Origin of the sequence: Pseudomonas sp. CFBP 13727 (assembly GCF_014841915.1) — a bacterium.
Lineage (GTDB): Bacteria > Pseudomonadota > Gammaproteobacteria > Pseudomonadales > Pseudomonadaceae > Aquipseudomonas > Aquipseudomonas baltica.
The window spans coordinates 1,056,189-1,074,658 of sequence record NZ_JACYUT010000001.1 but is presented as its reverse complement, the minus strand read 5'-3'; the positions used below and the strand labels follow the sequence as shown (position 1 = coordinate 1,074,658).

Below are 18,470 nucleotides of genomic sequence, written 5' to 3'. Positions count from 1 at the left end.
GTGGAACCTCCCGTGGAAAGACGCTCAGGCTACCTCACAAAGTGCGTCGGGCCCAATCGTCAGGGACACCCTTTGGCCGTCGGGCAGCAGGTCGGCGGCGGTACGGTTGAGCACGTCCACCAGCAACTGCACGCCGTGGGCCTGCACCCGGTAGCGGATTACGTTGCCCAGCAGGCTATGGCTGCGGATCTCGCCGTCCAGGGCACCGTCAATCCCCAGTTCGATGGCTTCCGGGCGAATCGCCACGCGGGTGTGGATCGGCCGCTGCAGCAGGGCGCTGGCCTGGGCGGCATCGAGCAGGTTGTAGTTGCCGATGAAACCGGCAGCGAACGCATCGACCGGCGCCGTGTACAGACTTTGCGCATCGCCGCTCTGGACGATACGACCCTTGTTCATCAGGAAGATGCGGTCGCTCATGGTCAACGCCTCTTCCTGGTCGTGGGTGACGAAAATCGTGGTCAGGCCCAGTTCCCGCTGGATCTGCCGGATCTGCTCGCGCAGATGCTTGCGGATACGTGCATCCAGGGCCGACAGGGGCTCGTCGAGCAGCAACAGGCGCGGGCGGGTGACCAGCGAGCGGGCCAGGGCGACCCGTTGGCACTGGCCGCCGGACAACTGATGGGGATAGCGCCCGGCAAACTCACCCAGCTCCACCAGCGCCAGTACCTCGGCCACGCGGCGTGTGCTTTCGGCGCCCTTGACCTTTTGCATGCGCAAGCCGAACGCGACGTTCTGTTCCACGTTCATGTTGGGAAACAGGGCATAGCTCTGGAAGACCATGCCGATATCGCGCTTCTGCGGGCCAAGCGGAGCAAGGTTTTGGCCATCGAGCAGGATTGTGCCGGCATTGATCGGGGTCAGCCCGGCAATGGCGCGCAACAGGGTCGACTTGCCGCAGCCGGAGGGCCCGAGCAGGGTGATGAATTCGCCTCGCTCGACGGTGAAGCTGATATCGCTGAATACTTCGGTAGTGCCGTAGCGCTTATCCAGTCTTTCGACGCTGACGAAGCTCATATCAGTCTTTGTCCTTGTTCAAGCGATTGGCACCCCAGGTGAGCAGCAACACGAAAAGAAAATAGGAGATCACCAGCGCACTGTTGAAGTGGCCGCTGCTGTTGCGCATGTTGTTCAGGTAGACCTGCAGGGTTTCGTAGCGGGTGCCCACCAGCAGGTTGGCGAACACGAACTCGCCGAACAGGAACGAGAACGAGAGCAGCAGGGCGATCATCAGGCCCTTGCGCAGGTTGGGCAGCACCACCAGAACAGCCGCCTGGAACGTGCTGGCGCCCAACAGCTGCGCTGCGTCCATCAGGTCGCGCAGGTTGATCGCCTGCAGGTTGTTGGTGATGGCGCGGTACATGAACGGCAGGGCCACGGTGAAATAGCAGCCGATCAGGATCCAGGGTGTGCCGACCATGGCCAGCGGTCCCGAGCCGTACAGGTTCAACAGGCCCACCGAGGACACTACCGGGGGCACGGCAAAGGGCAGCAGGATGAGAATGTTCATCAGCGCATCCAGCCGCGGAAAGTGGTAGTGCACCACGAACAGCAGCGGCAGGATCACCAGCACCGACAGCACCAGCGCACCGACGCAGACCACCAGCGACTGGCCAAAGGCCTGGAGGAATCGCGGGTCGCCCCACAGCTGCAGGTACCACTTGAAGGTCAGCCCGCTGGGCAGGATCGATGCCGACCAGCTGGTGGCGACCGAGTACAGCAGGGTACCGGCCAACGGCAGCAGCAGAATCAGGAACAGCAGCCAGACCACGGCCCGGTGGTAGAGGCCGGGTGCGTCGAGTTCAGCGCGCGACATGGTAGCTCCTGCGCAACAGCCATTGATGGACAAGGGTGACCAGGGTCATCAGCCCCACCAAAATCATGGCCAGGGCGCTGGCCAGGTTGGGGTCCAGACTGATGTCGCCGGCCACCATGGCGGCGATGCGGATCGGCAGCACGTTGAAATTGCCGGTGGTCAGCGCGTACACCGTGGCGTAGGCACCCAGGGCATTGGCCAGCAGGATGACGAAGGTGCCCAGCAGCGCCGGGGTCAGCACCGGCAGGCCGATGTGGCGCCAGTAGGCCCAGCCGCTGGCCCCGAGCAGGGCGGCGGACTCGCGCCAGTCTTCGCGCAACGCGTCGAAAGCGGGGTAGAGCAGCAGTACGCCCAGCGGGATCTGGAAATAGGTGTAGGTGATGATCAGGCCGGTCTTGGAGTACAGGTTGAAATCGTCGATCAGGCCGCTTTGCTTGAGCATCATGGTAATCGCGCCATTGAAACCCAGCAGGATGATGAAGGCGAACGCCAGCGGTACGCCGGAAAAGTTGCTGGTCATGTTGGCGAAGGCGCTGACGAAATCCCGTAGCCGCGAGTCGACCCGGCGCAGTGAACTGGCGCCGATGACGGCGATGACGATGCCGAACAGGCTCGACCAGAAGCTGATTTCCAGGCTGAACTGGATGGCCTGGCGATAGAACCGCGAGCCGAAGGCCTTGCTGAAGTTGTCCAGGCTCCAACCGGCGTCGGTCTGCACGCTGTGGATCGCCACCCAGGCCAGTGGAGCGATCTGGAAGACGAAAAAGAACAGGGCGAAGGGCACCAGCAGTAGCAGGGCCAGGGTTCTGCCGCGGGTGGGGGTGGTCACTGTTGCATGGCTCCGGGGTGTCAGGGATGTCGGCGTTGGCGGCTTCGCGGCCGCTGACCGCTCCTACAGATGTTGCGGGGTATCGGAGGTGATCGGTGTTGGCCTCTTCGCGGGCAGAGCCCCGCTCCCACAGGGATCGACGCTCCTGCTCATGTGGGAGCGGGCTCTGCCCGCGAAGAGGCCCTACCTGATGCACCGCGATCACTGCATTTCGAAGATCACCTGTTCCTGCCACTGCTGTGGCAGGGCCTTGGAGCTTGCCTCCCAGACGTCCGGATTCTTGATCGGTGTGACATGGCGATACTGCTCGGCCGGCAGCAGCTTGGCCGCGACATCATCCGGCAGCTTGATGTGGTCAGCACGGATCGGCCGGGCGTAGCCGCGCGCCAGGTTGATCTGCCCGGCATCGCTGAGGATGTACTCGCGGGCCAGCTTCGCGGCATTCGGGTGCTTGGCGTACTTGTTGATGATGGTGGTGTAGCCGGAAATCACCGACCCGTCGGAAGGGATCAGCACATCGAAGCGTTTCGGATCGATCTGGTCGCGATAGCTCAGGCCATTGAAGTCCCAGACCACACCCACTTCGATCTCGCCTTTTTCCAGGGTCTGGATGGTCGGGTTGGCCAGGGACAAGCGTTTCTGCTTGGCCAGTTCGGTGAACAGTTGCAGGCCCGGCGCCAGGTTGCTTTCATCGCCCTTGAACGCGATTGCCGCCGCCAGCACGCCATTGGCTGCCTGGGCCGCGGTGCTGACATCACCGATGGCCACCTTGTACTTGCCGTTCTTCAGGTCTGCCCAGCTTTTCGGGGCATCTTCGGGTTTGACCAGTTGCTTGTTGACGATGAACGCGATGGTGCCGGTGTACGCCAGCATCCAGTGGCCATCGGCATCCTTGGCCCAATCGGGGATCTGCGCCCAGGTGGAAGGCTTGTAGGCCTGGGTCACGCCCTGTTTCGTGGCGATGGGGCCAAATGCTGCACCGACATCGCCGATATCGGCACTGGCGTTGTCTTTCTCGGCAGCGAACTTAGCCACCTCTTGCGCCGAGCTCATGTCGGTGTCCATGTGCTTGAGGCCGTACTTGCTGGCCAGGTCGTCCCAGGTGCCCTTCCAGTTGGCCCAGGCGTCGGGCATGCCGACGCTGTTGACCATGCCTTCGGTCTTGGCCGCGGCTTCAAGGGTTTGCAGATCGGTATCTGCGGCCGAAGCCAGATTGCACAACGCGATGCTCGAACCTAACAGTGTGGCCAGGAAAAGCTTTTTCATCCGGTGCTCCTATGGGCGCCTATCGAAACGAGGGGACTGTCGACGACTGGATTGATCTGGATTCAGCAATACCCGAGCCAACGTAGGTGACGCTCATGACATTTTGACGTCGAGCACGTCGGCCACAGGCATGCCCAGGGCAGTCGTGCCCTTGGAGGCTAAGCGTAGACGAGATTTGCCGCTTCGATCGGTGCTAAGGAAAGGCAGTTGCAAGCGGACATGTACACAAGGGTATGCACGGACAGGCGGCCGCAGGAAAGCAGGAGAGCAGGAGAGCAGGGTAGCAGGACCGCGAGCCGGGCCCTGCAACCAAACGGATGCATCAGTGCATCAGTGGTTCACGGTAAAGGCGAGCATCGCCGAGAGTTGGCACATCGGTCGACCGCTTTCGGCATGCCACTGATTGAATGCCGCCTGGACCGCCGCCTGATCGCGTTTGGAACTGGGTACCTTGTCGACGATCTCCTGGGCGCTCAGTGCCGCTACCACGTCCCAACTGGGAATGAAGGTGTCCTTGCCCACCATGCGCAGGAAGCGTGGCGCCGACAACCCGCCCATCTGGTTGCCATGCTTGGCGATGTACTGCCATAGCCCGGTGATGTCCTCTACCGGCCAATCGGCGATGAAGTCACCGAAACTGCCGTGTTCCATGGCCACGTCGAGAATCATCTGGGCGTTGCGCGGCACGCTCTTGAGCTTGCCGAAATGGCGGATGATGCGCGTGTCCTGCATCAGCCGTTCCAGGCGCTCGGCGCCCATCAGCACGATTTTCTCCGGATCGAAGCCGAAGAACACCTCTTCGAAGGCAGGCCATTTCGAGTCGACCAGGCTGTGCTTCAAGCCTGCGCGGAAGACCCTCAGGGCCATGGTGGACAGGTAGCGGTCGGCGCTGATCTTGCGCAGCTGCGCCGCCGACTTGGCCGTCGGCAAACGCGCTTCCAGCGCTTTCTGCGAGCCGAAGCGATTCAGGCAGTACTCGTTCAGCCACTTGTAGTCATGCATGGAACCGGTGTCCTCAACTGCTGGATGAATGCACGGGCAGGTCGCCTTCGCGCAGCCAGACCTCGTCGATGCGGTGGTCCGGTGCCTTGTGCAGAATCATCTGCGCCCGATCGCGGGTCACCAGGATGTTTTCCGTGAGGTTCTTCAGGTTGACCTCTTCCCACAAATAGTCGGCGCGCGCCTGTGCAGCGTCGCCCGATAGAGTGGTCAGGCTCATGAAGCGTTCCATGTACCAGTGACGAATGTCCGCAGTAGGCGCATCCAGGTAGATGGAAAAGTCGTGGGCGTGGTCCAGCTGCAGGATGTTCAGGCCTTCCAGAATGAGAATGTCGGGCTGGTCGATCAGGTGGAAGTGCGTATCGATGTCCTTGAGCACCTGGGAATAGACCGGCACCTGCAAACCGCGCGCACCTTGCCTGAGGTCATGCAGAAACGCCTTCAAGTCGTCGGTGCGATAGCTTTCCGGGAAGCCCTTGCGTGGCATCAGCTGGCGCTGTTCCAGAATCCGGTTGGGATACAGAAAACCATCGGTGCTGACCACCTCGACCCGCGGTGCTTGCGGCCAGCGCTCGAACCGCTCCTTGAGCAGCGTGGACAGGGTGCTCTTGCCCACGGCGACGCTGCCGGCGATGGCCACCACGAAGGTGTGCCGATGGCCTTGATAATGCTTGCGGATGTGTTCGCTGATCCAGGCCAGCGGCGACTCGTCGCCGAGGGCCGTGGCGGGGTACTTGGTGTAGGTGTGGATACTCAAGCGTGACCCGCCATCGTGCGATTCAACCTGCGATTCAACCCGAGATTCAACTTAGCCACGCGGTGTGCTCAACAGTTGTGCGGTCTGGCCCAGACGCTTGCCCAGCGCCCGGCAAAGGGTCTTTTCGTGCTCGTCGAGCAGGCGCTTGCCGTCGGCACCGGCGTGGTGGCTGGCGCCATACGGGGTGCCGCCGCCCTGGGTTTCCACCAGTGCCGACTCGCTATAGGGCAGCCCGGTGACGAGCATGCCGTGGTGCAGCAAGGGCAGCAGCATGGACAGCAGGGTGGTTTCCTGGCCGCCGTGCAGGCTCGCGGTGGAAGTGAATACCCCGGCCGGCTTGCCGACCAGATCGCCACTGAGCCACAGGCTGCTGGTACCGTCGAGGAAGTACTTGAGCGGCGCGGCCATGTTGCCGAAGCGCGTCGGGCTGCCCAAGGCCAGGCCGGCGCAGTTCTTCAGGTCGTCGAGGCTGGCGTATACCGCGCCTTGCTCGGGAATTGACGGTGCGACGGCCTCGCACTCGGTGGAGATCGCCGGCACGCAGCGCAGACGTGCCTCAAGACCGCTGGCCTCGACGCCGCGGGCGATCTGTCGGGCCATCTCGGCGGTCGCGCCGTGGCGGCTGTAATAGAGCACCAGGATGTAAGGTGTGTTCACGCAAGAATCTCCAGGACGTTTTCCGGTGGCCGGCCAATCACCGCGCGCTCACCGTTGACCAGAATCGGACGCTCGATGAGTTTCGGGTGGCTGGCCATGGCTTGCACCAGTTGTTCTTCGCCCAGCGTCGCGTCGGCCAGGTCCAGGGTCTTGTATTCCTCTTCGCCGGTGCGCAGCAAGGCTCGGGCGCTGACGCCCAGCTTGCCCAGCAGGGCGTGCAAGGTGGCCGCATCGGGAGGCGTTTCCAGATAGAGCACCACGACGGGCGCAAGCCCGCGGGCGTGCAGCAGCTCCAGCGCCGCGCGTGATTTGGAGCAGCGCGGATTGTGGTAAAGGGTCAGTTGGGTCATGGGAAAAGTCGCCTCCGGCATCCAGTGGCGGGTATTCTAACCACGTGGCGGTATTCGGTCGCCTTTTTCGCATGGCCTCAGGAATAAGGAAGGATAGACCCATGAACTGGCGTATCAAGACCCACATCGCGCCGCTGGCTGGCCTGTTGCTGGGCGCCCTGCTGCTGAGCGGTTGCGGCGGCGACTACGGGCCCGATCAGCATGGCACGCAGGTCGGCGCCAAGACGCTGGACAAGCAGTGGCTGGTGATCAACTACTGGGCCGTATGGTGCGGGCCGTGCCGCCGCGAGATCCCCGAACTCAATGCGCTGTCGCAGAGCCTGGAAGGGCAGGGCGTGCGCGTGCTCGGGGTGAATTTCGACAACCTGCAGGGCGCCGAATTGAGCGCCGCCGCGAAGACCCTGGGAATCGACTTCACGGTGCTGGCCCAGGATCCAGCACCGCGCTTCGAGCTGCCCCGCAGCCAGGCCTTGCCGGTCACCTATATCATCGACGCCCAAGGCAAGGTGCGCGACCAGTTGCTCGGTGAGCAGACCGCCGCCGGCATCAAGGCGCGCCTGACAGCCCTGCAGCGCGGCGAAAGCTGAGAAGCCGCAGGTAGGGGGTTTGCCTGATGTTGCACTCCGGCTCTAAGGGGCTGGCTGACTCATACGCGGCTTCGCACAGCTGATGGATGCTGCCTGCGTGCGTTGAGCCCAGGCATGCGGGTGCTAGTATTCACAGATGCCGCCGCGAGGGGGAAATCGATCACGAAGATCGAGTCCGTCCATGGATGTAATGACCGGATTAAGGATGATTATTTTGAAGGATCGAAGCATAGAAGTTACTTATGAGAAAATGTATGCCTATGAAGAGGAGATAAAGAACAGTATTTCCATCAAGACCCAATTGATATTCACTGCCATCTTCGCGCTCTTGTCCGTATCTGCGTATTTGGCTAGATTTCTGGACTTCACTGAACGTCATGGTATTGCTTATGTGATCGCTTCTTTGATTCTATTGGTGATTGTCATTATTTCGGTTTCTGTTTATTTCAACTGCAGGGCATTCAGTGGGTCTGAGTTCAATCGAATGCCATATGCCGCTGAGGTAAAGAAATACCATGACGACCAACTAAACTATAACAGTGAGGTCAAGAAATATAATTTCCAGGTCAGCCATGCCGAACAACTTGATCTCGTAGACCCCATACATGAAACCGAGTCTTATATTTCCCAAACCTACGTGCGGTGCGCAACTCATAACGCATTGGTCAACGAGCAACGTTCAAGATGGGTCTTCAAATCGGTTGCAGCCTTCCTGATCGCGTGCATACCTCTCGTGTTGGCAAGCGTCCTGTTCGTTGTCTTTGATATGGATACATCGTCTCCGAGAAAAAACCTGTCTATCAGGGACAGCTATGTAGGAGATGAGATCTCGTCGTTAAAGAATCAGCTCCTTGCTGGTCCTGGACGTAATCAGATAGCAGATTTGGAAAAAAGGACTATAATTCTGGAAAATGCTTTGCTTGCAATGAGGTCGAGAACATTGAGTGACTCTGAAAAAGCCACTGCTGAACAGCAGTCAAAGCCTCCAGCTCCAGTCAAACCTGCAGCCCCCCCTCGTCGAATGACATTGGATGAGGCGCCACCAGGAGAAAGAAAATGAAACCCGACAACGAGAAATCCAAGCCGAATGGCTATATCAAGCCGATTCCGCCGAAGAAACCTTCTGTCCCGGTAGTAAGGCGCGTGGTCAATGAAAAGGTGATCAACAGAAGCGAAATTGCTTTAGGTGGCTGAAGCGCTGATCAATGATCATTGATTGGCCGCAGACTCACTGCACCAGATAGATGATGCCTGGGTGCGCTCATGATCAACTGTAAGGCTTGGCGCCTTTTTTTACGTTGTCCATCTTGCTGAGTCGCTGAGCACCCACGGTGCATAGCGCGCCTCAACGGTGCGCCGCACCTGAAAATTCCTGACCCACTCAACCGCGCTGACCCTCGTTTAACGTGATCCGCTCGATCCGATGGGGTTGGCGCATGTATTGCAAGCACCCTCGCACACAATGCAATCGATGCCGATTGCCCCCACACGACAACGGTGCCGTGCTGCCCGCTCTGATGAGCGAAGGCAGCCGGCGCCGTTTTTGTTTTGTAGCCAGCAGCGAGGAACGCCGATGACCCGCACTTCTGTCCGTAGCGTGTGCCCGTACTGCGGGGTGGGCTGCGGTATCGTCATGACCGTCGAGAACGATCGGGTGGTCAAGGTCAGCGGTGACAAGCAGCATCCGGCCAACGCCGGGCGCCTGTGCACCAAGGGCAGCAGCTGTGCCCAGCCGCTGACTGATCCGGGCCGGATGCAGCATGCCTACGTGCGCCACGGGCGCGACCACGAGCCGGTGCAATCGAGCATGGACGCGGCCATTGCGGACGCCGGTGGCCGTTTGCGGCAGATCCTCGATGAACATGGCCCGGATGCAGTGGCTTTCTATGTTTCCGGGCAGATGTCGCTGGAAGCCCAGTACCTGGTCAACAAGCTTGCCAAGGGCTACGTTCGCACTCGGCACATCGAGTCCAACTCGCGGCTGTGCATGGCCAGTGCGGGGAGCGGCTACAAGCTGTCGTTGGGTGCCGATGGCCCGCCCGGTTCCTATGATGATTTCGATCACGCCGACGTGTTCCTGGTGATCGGCGCGAACATGGCCGACTGTCATCCAATTCTGTTCCTGCGCCTGCTGGACCGGCTCAAGGCGGGCGCCAGGCTGATCGTCGTCGACCCGCGACGTACTGCCACTGCCGACAAGGCCGACCTCTTTCTGCAGATCGAGCCGGGCACCGATCTGGCCTTGCTCAACGGCTTGCTGCACCTGTTGCATGCCGATGGCGCTACCGACCCTGCGTTCATCGCGGCACACACCGAAGGCTGGGAGGAATTGCCAGCGTTTCTGGCCGACTACACGCCGGCGCGGGTCGCCGAGATCACCGGCCTCGATGAAGGAGCGATCCGTCAGGCCGCGCAGTGGATCGGCGGCGCGGCGAACTGGATGAGTTGCTGGACCATGGGGCTGAACCAGAGTATCCAGGGCACCTGGAACACCAATGCGCTGTGCAACCTGCACTTGGCCACGGGCGCCATCTGCCGTCCGGGCAGTGGGCCGTTTTCCCTGACCGGCCAGCCCAATGCCATGGGCGGACGCGAAATGGGCTACATGGGGCCTGGTCTGCCCGGCCAGCGCTCATTGCTGGTGGACGCGGACCGGGCCCATGTCGAGCGGCTCTGGAACATCCCTTCCGGCAGCCTGCGCAAGGAAGGCAACGCCGGTACCATCGACCTGTTCCGGCGAATGGGCGAGGGCGCGATCAAGGCCTGCTGGATCATCTGCACCAACCCGGTGGCCAGTGTCGCCAACCGCCGGCAAGTGATCGAGGGCTTGCAGGCCGCCGAACTGGTGATCACCCAGGATGCGTTTCTCGATACCGAAACCAACCGCTACGCCGACGTCCTGCTGCCGGCTGCGCTGTGGGCCGAAGCGCAAGGAGTGATGATCAACTCCGAGCGCAACATGACCTTGATGCCCAAGGCCGTGAACGCACCGGGACAGGCCTTGGCCGACTGGCAGATCATCGCCCGGGTGGCCTGCGCCATGGGCTTCGCCGAAGGCTTCGACTACGCCAGCGCCGAGCAGGTCTATGAAGAGCTGCAACGGTTCGACAATCCGCAGAGCGGCTATGACATCCGTGGCGCAGGCTATGCGCAACTGCGCCAGCAGCCACGGCAATGGCCCGCTGCCCCTGGCCAAGACGATCCGCGCAGCCCGATTCGCTACCTGACCGACGCCGGGCCGCGTTTTCCGACCGCCAGCGGCCGCGGACGTTTCTTCGCCCGTCCGCATCTGCCGCCCGCCGACCTGCCCGACGGCCAGTTCGCGATGGTGCTCAATACCGGCCGTCTGCAGCACCAGTGGCATACCCTGACCAAGACCGGCAAGGTCGCTACGCTGAACAAGCTCGACCCTGGCCCGTTCATTGAAATCCACCCCGATGATGCCGAGCGCCTGAGCATCGGCGAGGCCGATCAAGTGCAGGTCCGCTCGCGGCGCGGCCAGGCGGTATTGCCGGCACGCATCAGCGACCGAGTGCGGCCAGGCAATTGCTTCGCGCCGTTTCACTGGAGCGATGTCTACGGCAGCGACCTGGCCATCAATGCGTTGACCAGCGACGCCAGCGATCCGCTGTCGCAACAGCCCGCGTTCAAATTCGCGGCCGTGGCCCTGCAACGGGTCGGCTCGCCGAAGATCACCCTGCACGACCTCGATCCAGCGCTGGCCGAGGCTGTTGCGCCGCTTGCCGGGCAAGGGGGGACCCTGGTGCTCTGGGCCTCGCAGACCGGCAACGCGCAGGCCATCGCCGAGCGCTGCGCGCAGACCTTGCGCGAACGCGGTGCCCTGGTACTGCTGCGCGGCATGGACGCGATCACCCCCGCCGACCTGTTGGCCGAGCGCGACGTATTGCTGGTGACCAGTACCTTCGGCGACGGCGACGCACCGGACAACGCCGTGGGCCTGTGGGCGCAGCTGCAGGCCGAGCGGATCGAGCGCTGCTCGGGCCTGCGCTACGCTGTGCTGGCTCTGGGCGATTCAAGTTATGGACAGTTCTGTGGCTTCGCCCGCAAGCTGGACGAACGCCTGCACCAACTGGGCGGGCAGCGCCTGCTTGCCCGTGTCGAGTGCGAACCCGACGATCAGGAACTCGCCGAGCAGTGGACGCAGGACGTCGGCCTTTTGCTTGCTGGCGCAGCAACGGGCAGCACGCCTGCGTTGGCGACCCAGGACCCGCCGCTGTACACCCGCAAGCGGCCATGGCTCGCGCGGGTCCTGCACAATCAAGTGCTCAATGCGGCAGGTACCGAGAAGGAAGTTCGCCATGTGGTGTTCGACCTCAAGGACAGCGGGCTGGTGTACGAGGCCGGCGATGCGCTTGGGGTGTGGCCGAGCAACTGCATGAGCCTGGTCGAGGAACTGCTGGCGTGCCTGGGCCTGGACAGCAGCGAGCGGGTGATGCTCAAGGGGCAGGGTGAACAGCCGCTGGCGGTGGCGTTGCACAAGCATCTGGACATTACCCGCATCACCCCGCAGTGGCTGGCGTTCATTGGCCAGCGCTGCGCCGACCCGCTGCTGGCCACGCTGCTCACGCCCGACCGCGCCGGTGAGCTCCAGCAATGGCTGTGGGGTCGGCAACTGATCGACCTGCTCGACGCCTTTCCCGTCACACTCACCACGCAGGAACTGCTTGGCCTGCTCAAGCCGCTGCAGCCGCGGCTGTATTCCATCAGCTCGAGTGCCCGCACCGACCCGCAGCAGGTGCACATCACCCTCTCGACGGTGCGCTATCACTGCAACGAGCGTGTGCGCAGCGGGGTGTGTTCGGGCTTTCTGGCGGATCGCTCGGCGGCGGCGCTGGTACCGATCTTCGTGCACAAGGCCACCGGGTTTCGCGTGCCCAGCCAACCCGAGACACCGATGATCATGGTCGGACCGGGTACCGGCATAGCGCCGTTTCGCGCCTTCCTCCACGAGCGGCAGGCGCTCGGCCACAGCGGACGCAATTGGCTGCTGTTCGGCGAGCAGCGCGAGCTCAGCGACTTCTACTACCGCGACGAGCTGCACGCCTGGTTGCGCAGCGGCCATCTGCATCGGCTCGATACAGCGTTCTCCAGGGATCAGGCGGAAAAGATCTACGTCCAGGACCGCTTGCGCCAGCAGGGTGCCCAGGTCTGGCAATGGTTGCAGCAAGGTGGCCATTTCTATGTCTGCGGGGATGCCAGCCGGATGGCCAAGGATGTCGATGCGGTGCTGCGGCAGGTAGTGGCCGAGCACGGCGGCATGAGCGAGGTACAGACCGAGGCTTATATGGCGCAGCTCAGTCGCGACAAGCGCTACGTGCGGGATGTGTACTGAAACGGTGCGTGGTGCACTGGGATGGGTCTTGTTGTCAGTGAGGGCTTCTTCGCGGCGAGCCCTCTGCCCGCGGAAAGGCCCTACCTGACACACACCAAACCACCCTGGCACGCAATCTGCTTTCACCTTGGCCAAGTCCCGGTGATCAACGACGATCACCCTACCGGACAACCTCAATCCGACCATCAGGCAAAGGCGCCTGGAGCATTCGCTCCAGGCGTTTTTTTTTGCCCGATGGTCAGGACACCGTGACCCGCTTGGAGATACCTATGAATGCGCTCGTGAACCTCAGGCCCCGGCAGAAGCTCATCGTTATCGGCAACGGCATGGTCGGTCATCATTGTGTCGAGCAGCTGATCGAGCGCAGCGCGGTCGATCGCTACGAGATCCATGTCTTCGGCGAAGAACGCCAGCGCGCCTACGATCGAGTGCACTTGTCCGAATACTTCGGCGGCTCGTGTGCCGAAACCCTGGCCTTGGGCGATGCCCAGCTGTATGGCCTGCACGGCGTCACCCTGCACCTGGGGCAGCCGGTACTCGAGATCGATCGCCAGGCCCGCGAAGTCGTCACCGCCACTGGGCGGCATGGCTACGATGTGCTGGTACTGGCCACCGGCTCGTTCCCCTTCGTGCCACCGATTCCAGGTTGCGAAGGCAACGCACGGCTGGTCTATCGCACCCTGGACGATCTGGACGCCATTCGTGCAGCCGCGTGCGGTGCGCGCCGTGGTGTGGTGGTCGGCGGCGGTCTGCTTGGCCTCGAAGCGGCGAATGCCTTGAAGTCGCTCGGGCTGGAAGCTCACGTGGTCGAATTCGCCTCGCGTCTGATGCCCGTGCAATTGGACGTCGACGGCGGCGCTGCCTTGCGTGCGCGCATCGAGGCATTGGGGGTGGGCGTGCACACCTCCCGTGCCACGCAGAACGTCGAGGCCGGCGAGACCCATCGCTACCGGATGAACTTCGACGGCGGCGAGTTCCTGGAAACCGACCTGATCGTATTCTCCGCCGGCATTCGTCCACAGGATGCGCTGGGCCGCGCCTGCGGCCTGGAGATCGCCGCCCGCGGCGGCATCGTCATCGACCCGCACTGCCGCAGCAGCGACCCGGCGGTGTATGCGATCGGCGAATGCGCTTCGTGGAACGGCAGCGTCTTCGGCCTGGTGGCCCCGGGCTACAGCATGGCCCGCAACGTCGCCTGTGAGCTGGCCGGGGAGGCGCCGGTCGCGTTCAGCGGCGCCGACATGTCGACCAAGCTCAAGCTGTTGGGCGTCGACGTCGGCTCCATCGGCGATGCCCATGCCACCACGCCGGGCGCCAAGAGCTACCGTTTCATCGACGAAGCCAACGCCAGCTACCGGCGCCTGGTGGTGGACGCCAGCGGCAAACACGTTCTGGGCGCTGTGCTGGTCGGCGACAACAGTTACTACGACACCCTGCTGCAATATGCTCAGAACGGCATCGCCCTGCCGGCCGATCCTTCGACGCTGATCCTGCCGTTGTCCGACGGTGCACCGACCCTGGGCGCCGATGCGTTGCCGGACACCGCCATGATCTGCTCTTGCCACAACGTCAGCAAAGGGGCGATCTGTTCTGCCATCGATGGAGGCTGTGGCGACCTGTCGGCGCTCAAGTCGCAGACCAAGGCCTGCACCGGTTGCGGCGGCTGCGCCGCGCTGCTCAAGCAAGTGTTCGAACATGAGCTGATTGCCCGCGGCGTCAGCGTCGACAAGAGCCTGTGCGAGCATTTCGCCTACACCCGCGCCGAGCTTTATGCCCTGGCCCGTGTCGAGGGCATCGCCAGCTTCGAGGACATGCTCGCCCGCCATGGCCGCGGCGCAGTAGGTTGCGACGTGTGCAAGCCCACTGTCGGCAACATCCTCGCCTCCTGCTGGAACCAGCCGATCATGGACCCCTCGCTGGTGCCGCTGCAGGACACCAACGACACGTTCATGGCCAACATGCAGAAGAATGGTACCTACTCGGTGGTGCCACGCATTCCGGGTGGTGAGATAACCCCGGACAAGCTGATCGCCATCGGTGTGGTGGCGAAGAAATACGACCTCTACACCAAGATCACCGGCGGCCAGCGCATCGACCTGTTCGGTGCCCAGTTGCACGAGTTGCCGGAGATCTGGAGCGAGCTGATCGAAGCCGGCTTCGAGACCGGTCATGCCTACGGCAAGTCGACCCGTACCGTGAAATCCTGTGTGGGCAGCACGTGGTGCCGCTACGGCGTGCAGGACAGCGTGGCCATGGCCTTGCGCATCGAGGATCGCTACAAGGGCCTGCGCTCGCCGCACAAGCTCAAGTTCGCCGTCTCCGGCTGCACCCGCGAATGTGCCGAGGCGCAGAGCAAGGATATCGGCGTGATTGCCACCGAGAAGGGCTGGAACCTCTACGTGTGCGGCAACGGCGGCATGCGTCCGCGGCACGCCGAACTGTTCGCCACCGATCTAGACGATGAACAGCTGATTCGCTACATCGACCGCGTCCTCATGTTCTACATCCGTACCGCCGACAAGCTGCAGCGCACCTCGGTTTGGCGCGAAAGCCTGGAGGGCGGGCTGGAATTCCTCAAGCAGGTCGTGCTGGAGGACAGCCTGGCCCTGGGCGCCGAACTCGAAGCGCAGATGCAGCGGGTGGTCGATCACTATGAATGCGAATGGGCCAATGCCCTGAAGGATCCGGAAAAGCTCAAGCGCTTCCGCACCTTCGTCAACGACAAGCGTGCGGACCCGGGTGTGCAGTTCGTCAAGGAACGTGGCCAGCGTCGCCCGGCGCAGGTGGGCGATGTGGTCACGTTGATCCCGGTGATGGAGGAGGTGTTGTGATGCAGGCGGCCAAGGCGGTGCAAGCGATGGACTGGCAAGCAGTGTGCGATCGAGCGGACTTGATCTCCAATTCTGGTGTAGTGGTATGGCTGCACGGCGACCAGGTGGCAGTGTTCTATCTCCCCGACGCGGGCGAGGGCCGGGTGCTGCACGCCATCGACAACCACGACCCGCGCTCGGGCGCCAATGTGCTGGGGCGTGGCATCGTCGGGTATCTGCAGGGCGAGCTGGTGGTGGCTGCGCCGCTGTACAAGCAGCATTACTGTTTCAGCGACGGGCGCTGCCTGGAGGCGCCGGAGCAGGGCATCAGGGTGTGGCCGGTGCGCTTCAATGGTGATCGGGTGGAGATTGGCAGGGTCTAGGGTGGTCTTGCTGGCCTCTGCCCGCGAAGAGGCCCTGACTACCAAAGCAAACCCCATGGCCCAATGCTACGATTGGCGCCATGAACCTCGACAGCCGCATCAAATTCCGCCACCTGCTGTGCTTTCTCGAAATTGCCCGCCAGGGCAGCTTCGCCAAGGCTGCCGATGGCCTGTCCATCAGCCAGCCGGCGATTTCCAAGACGCTCAAGGAACTCGAAGACCTGTTGCAGACCCGTCTGTTCGACCGCGACAAGAGCGGCGTCGAACTGACCGCCGCCGGCGTGCGCTTCATGCGTTATGCCGGGCCCTGCGTGCAGGCCTTGCGCGACGGCGTCAGCAGCTTGCGCGGCGAGCCCCACGAAGCCCCCCAGGTGCGCATCGGCGTGCTGTCGACCGTGGAAAGCCAGCTGTTGCCCGAAGTACTCTGCCGCCTGCACGAACGCCACGCCGCCCTGGTGGTCAGCGTGGCGACCGGCCCCGGTGCCTACCTGCTGGCGCAACTGCACGTCGGCGAACTGGACCTGGTGATCGGCCGCATGACCGACAGCCCGCAGATCCAGGGTCTGTCGTTCGAACACCTGTACAGCGAATCCATGACGCTGGTGGTGCGCCCGGCGCATCCGCTGCTGCAGATGCGCCCGCTGAGCGCCGAACAGGTCGGCAGCTATCCCTGGGTGCTGCCGCTGGCCGGTACGACTATTCGCAAGCATGCCGACAGTTTGTTCGTGCAATGCGCCATCACGCCCTCGGCGCAACGTCTGGAAACGCTTTCACCGACCCTCAGTCGACGCTACGTCGCAAGCAGTGACGCCATCTGGGTGGCCCCGCGCGATGCGGTGCAGCGCGATATCGCCACCGGCCAGCTGTGCGAACTGGATCTGGGCGTGCACGAGCCGGGTGGTTCGGTGGGTATCTGCCGCAACGCCGCGCTGCCGCTGGCCTTGCCGGCTCAGTGGCTGTGCGAGGTGGTGCGTGAAGTGGCTGCGCACTACGGCCAGGCACCCAGCCCTGCGTGACACATGTTTCATCCAGCCGCTGCCGCACCACTTTCCTTTTGCTGGCCTGAACTTATCGTCTTTTTGCCTCTCTCATGCCGGTAGCCATTGGTCGTGGCCGCCTGATAAGCTCGCGGCCTCATTCGATTGCCCTTATGGCGCATGAACAAGGAAATAGCATGAAACAGCATCGGTTGGCGGCGGCAGTTGCCTTGGTCACCCTGGTCCTCGCAGGTTGCGATTCCCAGACCAGCGTCGAGCTCAAAACCCCGGCGCAGAAAGCTTCCTACGGTATCGGCCTGAACATGGGCAAGAGCCTGGCTCAGGAAGGCATGGACGATCTCGACTCCAAGGCCGTTGCCCTGGGTATCGAAGACGCCGTCGGCAAGAAAGAGCAGAAGATCAAGGACGACGACCTGGTCGCAGCCTTTGCCGATCTGCAGAAGCGCGCCGAAGAACGCATGACCAAGATGAACGCCGAGGCGCAGACCGCCGGCAAGAAGTTCCTCGAGGACAATGCCAAGAAAGACGGCGTGGTCACTACCGCCTCCGGCCTGCAGTACCAGGTCATCAAGAAGGCCGAAGGCGCCCAGCCCAAGCCGACCGATGTGGTTACCGTTCATTACGAAGGCAAGCTGATCGACGGCAAGGTCTTCGACAGCTCCATCGAGCGCGGCGCGCCGATCGATCTGCCGGTCAGCGGCGTGATCCCGGGCTGGGTCGAAGGCCTGCAACTGATGCACGTGGGCGAGAAGGTCAAGTTGTTCATTCCGGCTGATCTGGCCTACGGCGCGCAGAGCCCGAGCCCGACCATCCCAGCCAACTCGGTGCTGGTGTTCGACCTCGAGCTGATCGCCATCAAGGACGCAGCCAAGGCTGCCGCTGACGCTGAAGCTGCAACCGACGACGCTGAAGTCGAAGAAGCAGCACCCGCCAAGTAAGCTGCTTCGTTTCCCGGAACGCCCCGTCTCGACGGGGCGTTTTCGTTTGAACCGGGTCTGTGCCAATGGGTCTTAAAGGAAGCGGCAGTAACTGTTTTCAGAACGCTGCGTCAAGGATTTTCGTGGGTTTTTTGTGTGAGTAAAAAACGCCCGATTTGACCTCAGCCCTTGGAAACCGGGCAGGTCAGGCGCGAAAAGCGGCTCTGTTCACAAGGTTATCCACAAATACTGTGGATAACCTCAAACCATCATTCGGCATCGGAGGGCTCATGAAAGCACCTTGGAATTTCACTCGTTTCCTGCCCATTGCCGAACGTGTCCTGAGTCGAGGCCGTCTGCCGGCCCTGATCTTCGCCGTGGCACGCAAGGGCAAGGGCTACCGGTTGGGCGCTTTGAAAGAGGACGTGCAACTGCTGCAGGCCCTGTGCCTGGCGTACTGGCGCGGCGAGTACCGCAGCATCAGCCCCAAGGCACTGGTGTCCATCGTTGCCGGACTGGTCTATTTCGTCAGCCCCATCGATGCGATCCCCGACTTTTTGATCGGTGTCGGCATGCTCGATGACATTGCCGTGTTGGCCTGGGTGATGAAGACCCTGTCCGGGGAACTCGATGCGTTCCGTGCCTGGCGTCAGCGTCAGTCGCCGGAGAAACTGCGAGTGCTCGAACGCCTGCCAGCCTCGGAGAAGGATCTGGAACTGGAAAAGTCCCACCGCTGAAGCCGCCCCGCTGG

Annotated in this window: 17 protein-coding genes; 9 read left to right on the top strand and 8 right to left on the bottom strand. The window is 62.5% G+C overall.

What is annotated here, in order from left to right; all coding sequences use genetic code 11:
- Positions 1-24: 24 nt before the first annotated feature.
- From IFT76_RS04745 to arsC, 8 genes are all read right to left on the bottom strand, one after another.
- Entirely contained in the window at positions 25-1,014 is a 990-nt protein-coding gene (locus tag IFT76_RS04745) for an ABC transporter ATP-binding protein (protein WP_192053882.1), read from the bottom strand.
- A gap of 1 nt (position 1,015) precedes the next feature.
- The gene (locus tag IFT76_RS04740) at positions 1,016-1,813 is read right to left on the bottom strand and encodes an ABC transporter permease (protein WP_122479202.1); all 798 of its coding nucleotides are present in this window, start codon (positions 1,811-1,813) and stop codon (positions 1,016-1,018) included.
- Entirely contained in the window at positions 1,800-2,642 is an 843-nt protein-coding gene (locus IFT76_RS04735) for an ABC transporter permease (RefSeq protein ID WP_192057534.1), read from the bottom strand. Before IFT76_RS04735 ends, IFT76_RS04740 begins: the two co-directional genes overlap by 14 nt.
- A 201-nt stretch (positions 2,643-2,843) precedes the next feature.
- Positions 2,844-3,908, bottom strand: a complete 1,065-nt coding sequence (locus tag IFT76_RS04730) for an ABC transporter substrate-binding protein (protein WP_122479200.1) — start codon at positions 3,906-3,908, stop codon at positions 2,844-2,846.
- Between the two features lie 330 nt (positions 3,909-4,238).
- Positions 4,239-4,910, bottom strand: coding sequence for a DNA-3-methyladenine glycosylase I (locus IFT76_RS04725; protein WP_122479199.1), 672 nt, complete (start codon positions 4,908-4,910; stop codon positions 4,239-4,241).
- A gap of 13 nt (positions 4,911-4,923) precedes the next feature.
- Complete coding sequence (locus tag IFT76_RS04720) at positions 4,924-5,664, bottom strand: type I pantothenate kinase (RefSeq protein WP_192057533.1); 741 nt, start codon at positions 5,662-5,664, stop codon at positions 4,924-4,926.
- 51 nt (positions 5,665-5,715) lie between these two features.
- Entirely contained in the window at positions 5,716-6,321 is a 606-nt protein-coding gene (wrbA, locus tag IFT76_RS04715) for an NAD(P)H:quinone oxidoreductase (protein WP_185793874.1), read from the bottom strand.
- Positions 6,318-6,671: an arsenate reductase (glutaredoxin) gene (arsC, locus tag IFT76_RS04710; protein WP_122479196.1), complete on the bottom strand. Its 354-nt coding sequence runs from the start codon at positions 6,669-6,671 to the stop codon at positions 6,318-6,320. The genes wrbA and arsC overlap by 4 nt, the downstream gene beginning before the upstream one ends.
- 101 nt (positions 6,672-6,772) lie before the next feature.
- Between arsC and IFT76_RS04705 the strand changes: the two genes are divergently transcribed.
- The 9 genes from IFT76_RS04705 to IFT76_RS04665 all read left to right on the top strand — a co-directional run bounded on the left by IFT76_RS04705 (position 6,773) and on the right by IFT76_RS04665 (position 18,456).
- Positions 6,773-7,258, top strand: a complete 486-nt coding sequence (locus tag IFT76_RS04705) for a TlpA disulfide reductase family protein (RefSeq protein ID WP_192057532.1) — start codon at positions 6,773-6,775, stop codon at positions 7,256-7,258.
- 181 nt (positions 7,259-7,439) lie between these two features.
- Positions 7,440-8,318 carry a hypothetical protein gene (locus tag IFT76_RS04700; RefSeq protein WP_122479194.1) on the top strand — a complete coding sequence of 293 codons (879 nt, stop codon included), beginning with the start codon at positions 7,440-7,442 and terminating at the stop codon, positions 8,316-8,318.
- A complete protein-coding gene (locus IFT76_RS04695) occupies positions 8,315-8,452 on the top strand; it encodes a hypothetical protein (protein ID WP_163007603.1) in 138 nt (45 codons plus the stop codon). The genes IFT76_RS04700 and IFT76_RS04695 overlap by 4 nt, the downstream gene beginning before the upstream one ends.
- Positions 8,453-8,831: 379 nt before the next feature.
- Positions 8,832-12,611 carry a bifunctional nitrate reductase/sulfite reductase flavoprotein subunit alpha gene (locus tag IFT76_RS04690; RefSeq protein WP_192057531.1) on the top strand — a complete coding sequence of 1,260 codons (3,780 nt, stop codon included), beginning with the start codon at positions 8,832-8,834 and terminating at the stop codon, positions 12,609-12,611.
- Positions 12,612-12,880: 269 nt separating this feature from the next.
- Positions 12,881-15,442: a nitrite reductase large subunit NirB gene (gene nirB / locus IFT76_RS04685; RefSeq protein WP_192057530.1), complete on the top strand. Its 2,562-nt coding sequence runs from the start codon at positions 12,881-12,883 to the stop codon at positions 15,440-15,442.
- Entirely contained in the window at positions 15,442-15,804 is a 363-nt protein-coding gene (nirD, locus tag IFT76_RS04680; protein ID WP_192057529.1) for a nitrite reductase small subunit NirD, read from the top strand. Before nirB ends, nirD begins: the two co-directional genes overlap by 1 nt.
- 80 nt (positions 15,805-15,884) lie before the next feature.
- On the top strand, positions 15,885-16,820 hold the full coding sequence (gene pcaQ / locus IFT76_RS04675; protein ID WP_122479190.1) for a pca operon transcription factor PcaQ: 936 nt from the start codon (positions 15,885-15,887) through the stop codon (positions 16,818-16,820).
- A 158-nt stretch (positions 16,821-16,978) separates the two neighbouring features.
- A complete protein-coding gene (locus tag IFT76_RS04670) occupies positions 16,979-17,740 on the top strand; it encodes an FKBP-type peptidyl-prolyl cis-trans isomerase (RefSeq protein ID WP_122479189.1) in 762 nt (253 codons plus the stop codon).
- Positions 17,741-18,009: 269 nt separating this feature from the next.
- Positions 18,010-18,456: a YkvA family protein gene (locus IFT76_RS04665; protein ID WP_122479188.1), complete on the top strand. Its 447-nt coding sequence runs from the start codon at positions 18,010-18,012 to the stop codon at positions 18,454-18,456.
- The last annotated feature ends 14 nt before the right edge of the window (positions 18,457-18,470 follow it).

Excerpts from the sequence above, each read along its gene's own strand:
- IFT76_RS04700 (WP_122479194.1), top strand. The coding sequence starts at position 7,440 with ATGGATGTAATGACCGGATTAAGGATGATTATTTTGAAGGATCGAAGC.
- IFT76_RS04730 (WP_122479200.1), bottom strand. The coding sequence starts at position 3,908 with ATGAAAAAGCTTTTCCTGGCCACACTGTTAGGTTCGAGCATCGCGTTG.
- nirD (WP_192057529.1), top strand. The coding sequence starts at position 15,442 with ATGCAGGCGGCCAAGGCGGTGCAAGCGATGGACTGGCAAGCAGTGTGC.
- IFT76_RS04745 (WP_192053882.1), bottom strand. The coding sequence starts at position 1,014 with ATGAGCTTCGTCAGCGTCGAAAGACTGGATAAGCGCTACGGCACTACC.
- IFT76_RS04695 (WP_163007603.1), top strand. The coding sequence starts at position 8,315 with ATGAAACCCGACAACGAGAAATCCAAGCCGAATGGCTATATCAAGCCG.
- IFT76_RS04670 (WP_122479189.1), top strand. The coding sequence starts at position 16,979 with ATGAAACAGCATCGGTTGGCGGCGGCAGTTGCCTTGGTCACCCTGGTC.
- IFT76_RS04725 (WP_122479199.1), bottom strand. The coding sequence starts at position 4,910 with ATGCATGACTACAAGTGGCTGAACGAGTACTGCCTGAATCGCTTCGGC.
- arsC (WP_122479196.1), bottom strand. The coding sequence starts at position 6,671 with ATGACCCAACTGACCCTTTACCACAATCCGCGCTGCTCCAAATCACGC.
- pcaQ (WP_122479190.1), top strand. The coding sequence starts at position 15,885 with ATGAACCTCGACAGCCGCATCAAATTCCGCCACCTGCTGTGCTTTCTC.
- IFT76_RS04740 (WP_122479202.1), bottom strand. The coding sequence starts at position 1,813 with ATGTCGCGCGCTGAACTCGACGCACCCGGCCTCTACCACCGGGCCGTG.
- IFT76_RS04690 (WP_192057531.1), top strand. The coding sequence starts at position 8,832 with ATGACCCGCACTTCTGTCCGTAGCGTGTGCCCGTACTGCGGGGTGGGC.
- IFT76_RS04665 (WP_122479188.1), top strand. The coding sequence starts at position 18,010 with ATGAAAGCACCTTGGAATTTCACTCGTTTCCTGCCCATTGCCGAACGT.
- IFT76_RS04705 (WP_192057532.1), top strand. The coding sequence starts at position 6,773 with ATGAACTGGCGTATCAAGACCCACATCGCGCCGCTGGCTGGCCTGTTG.
- nirB (WP_192057530.1), top strand. The coding sequence starts at position 12,881 with ATGAATGCGCTCGTGAACCTCAGGCCCCGGCAGAAGCTCATCGTTATC.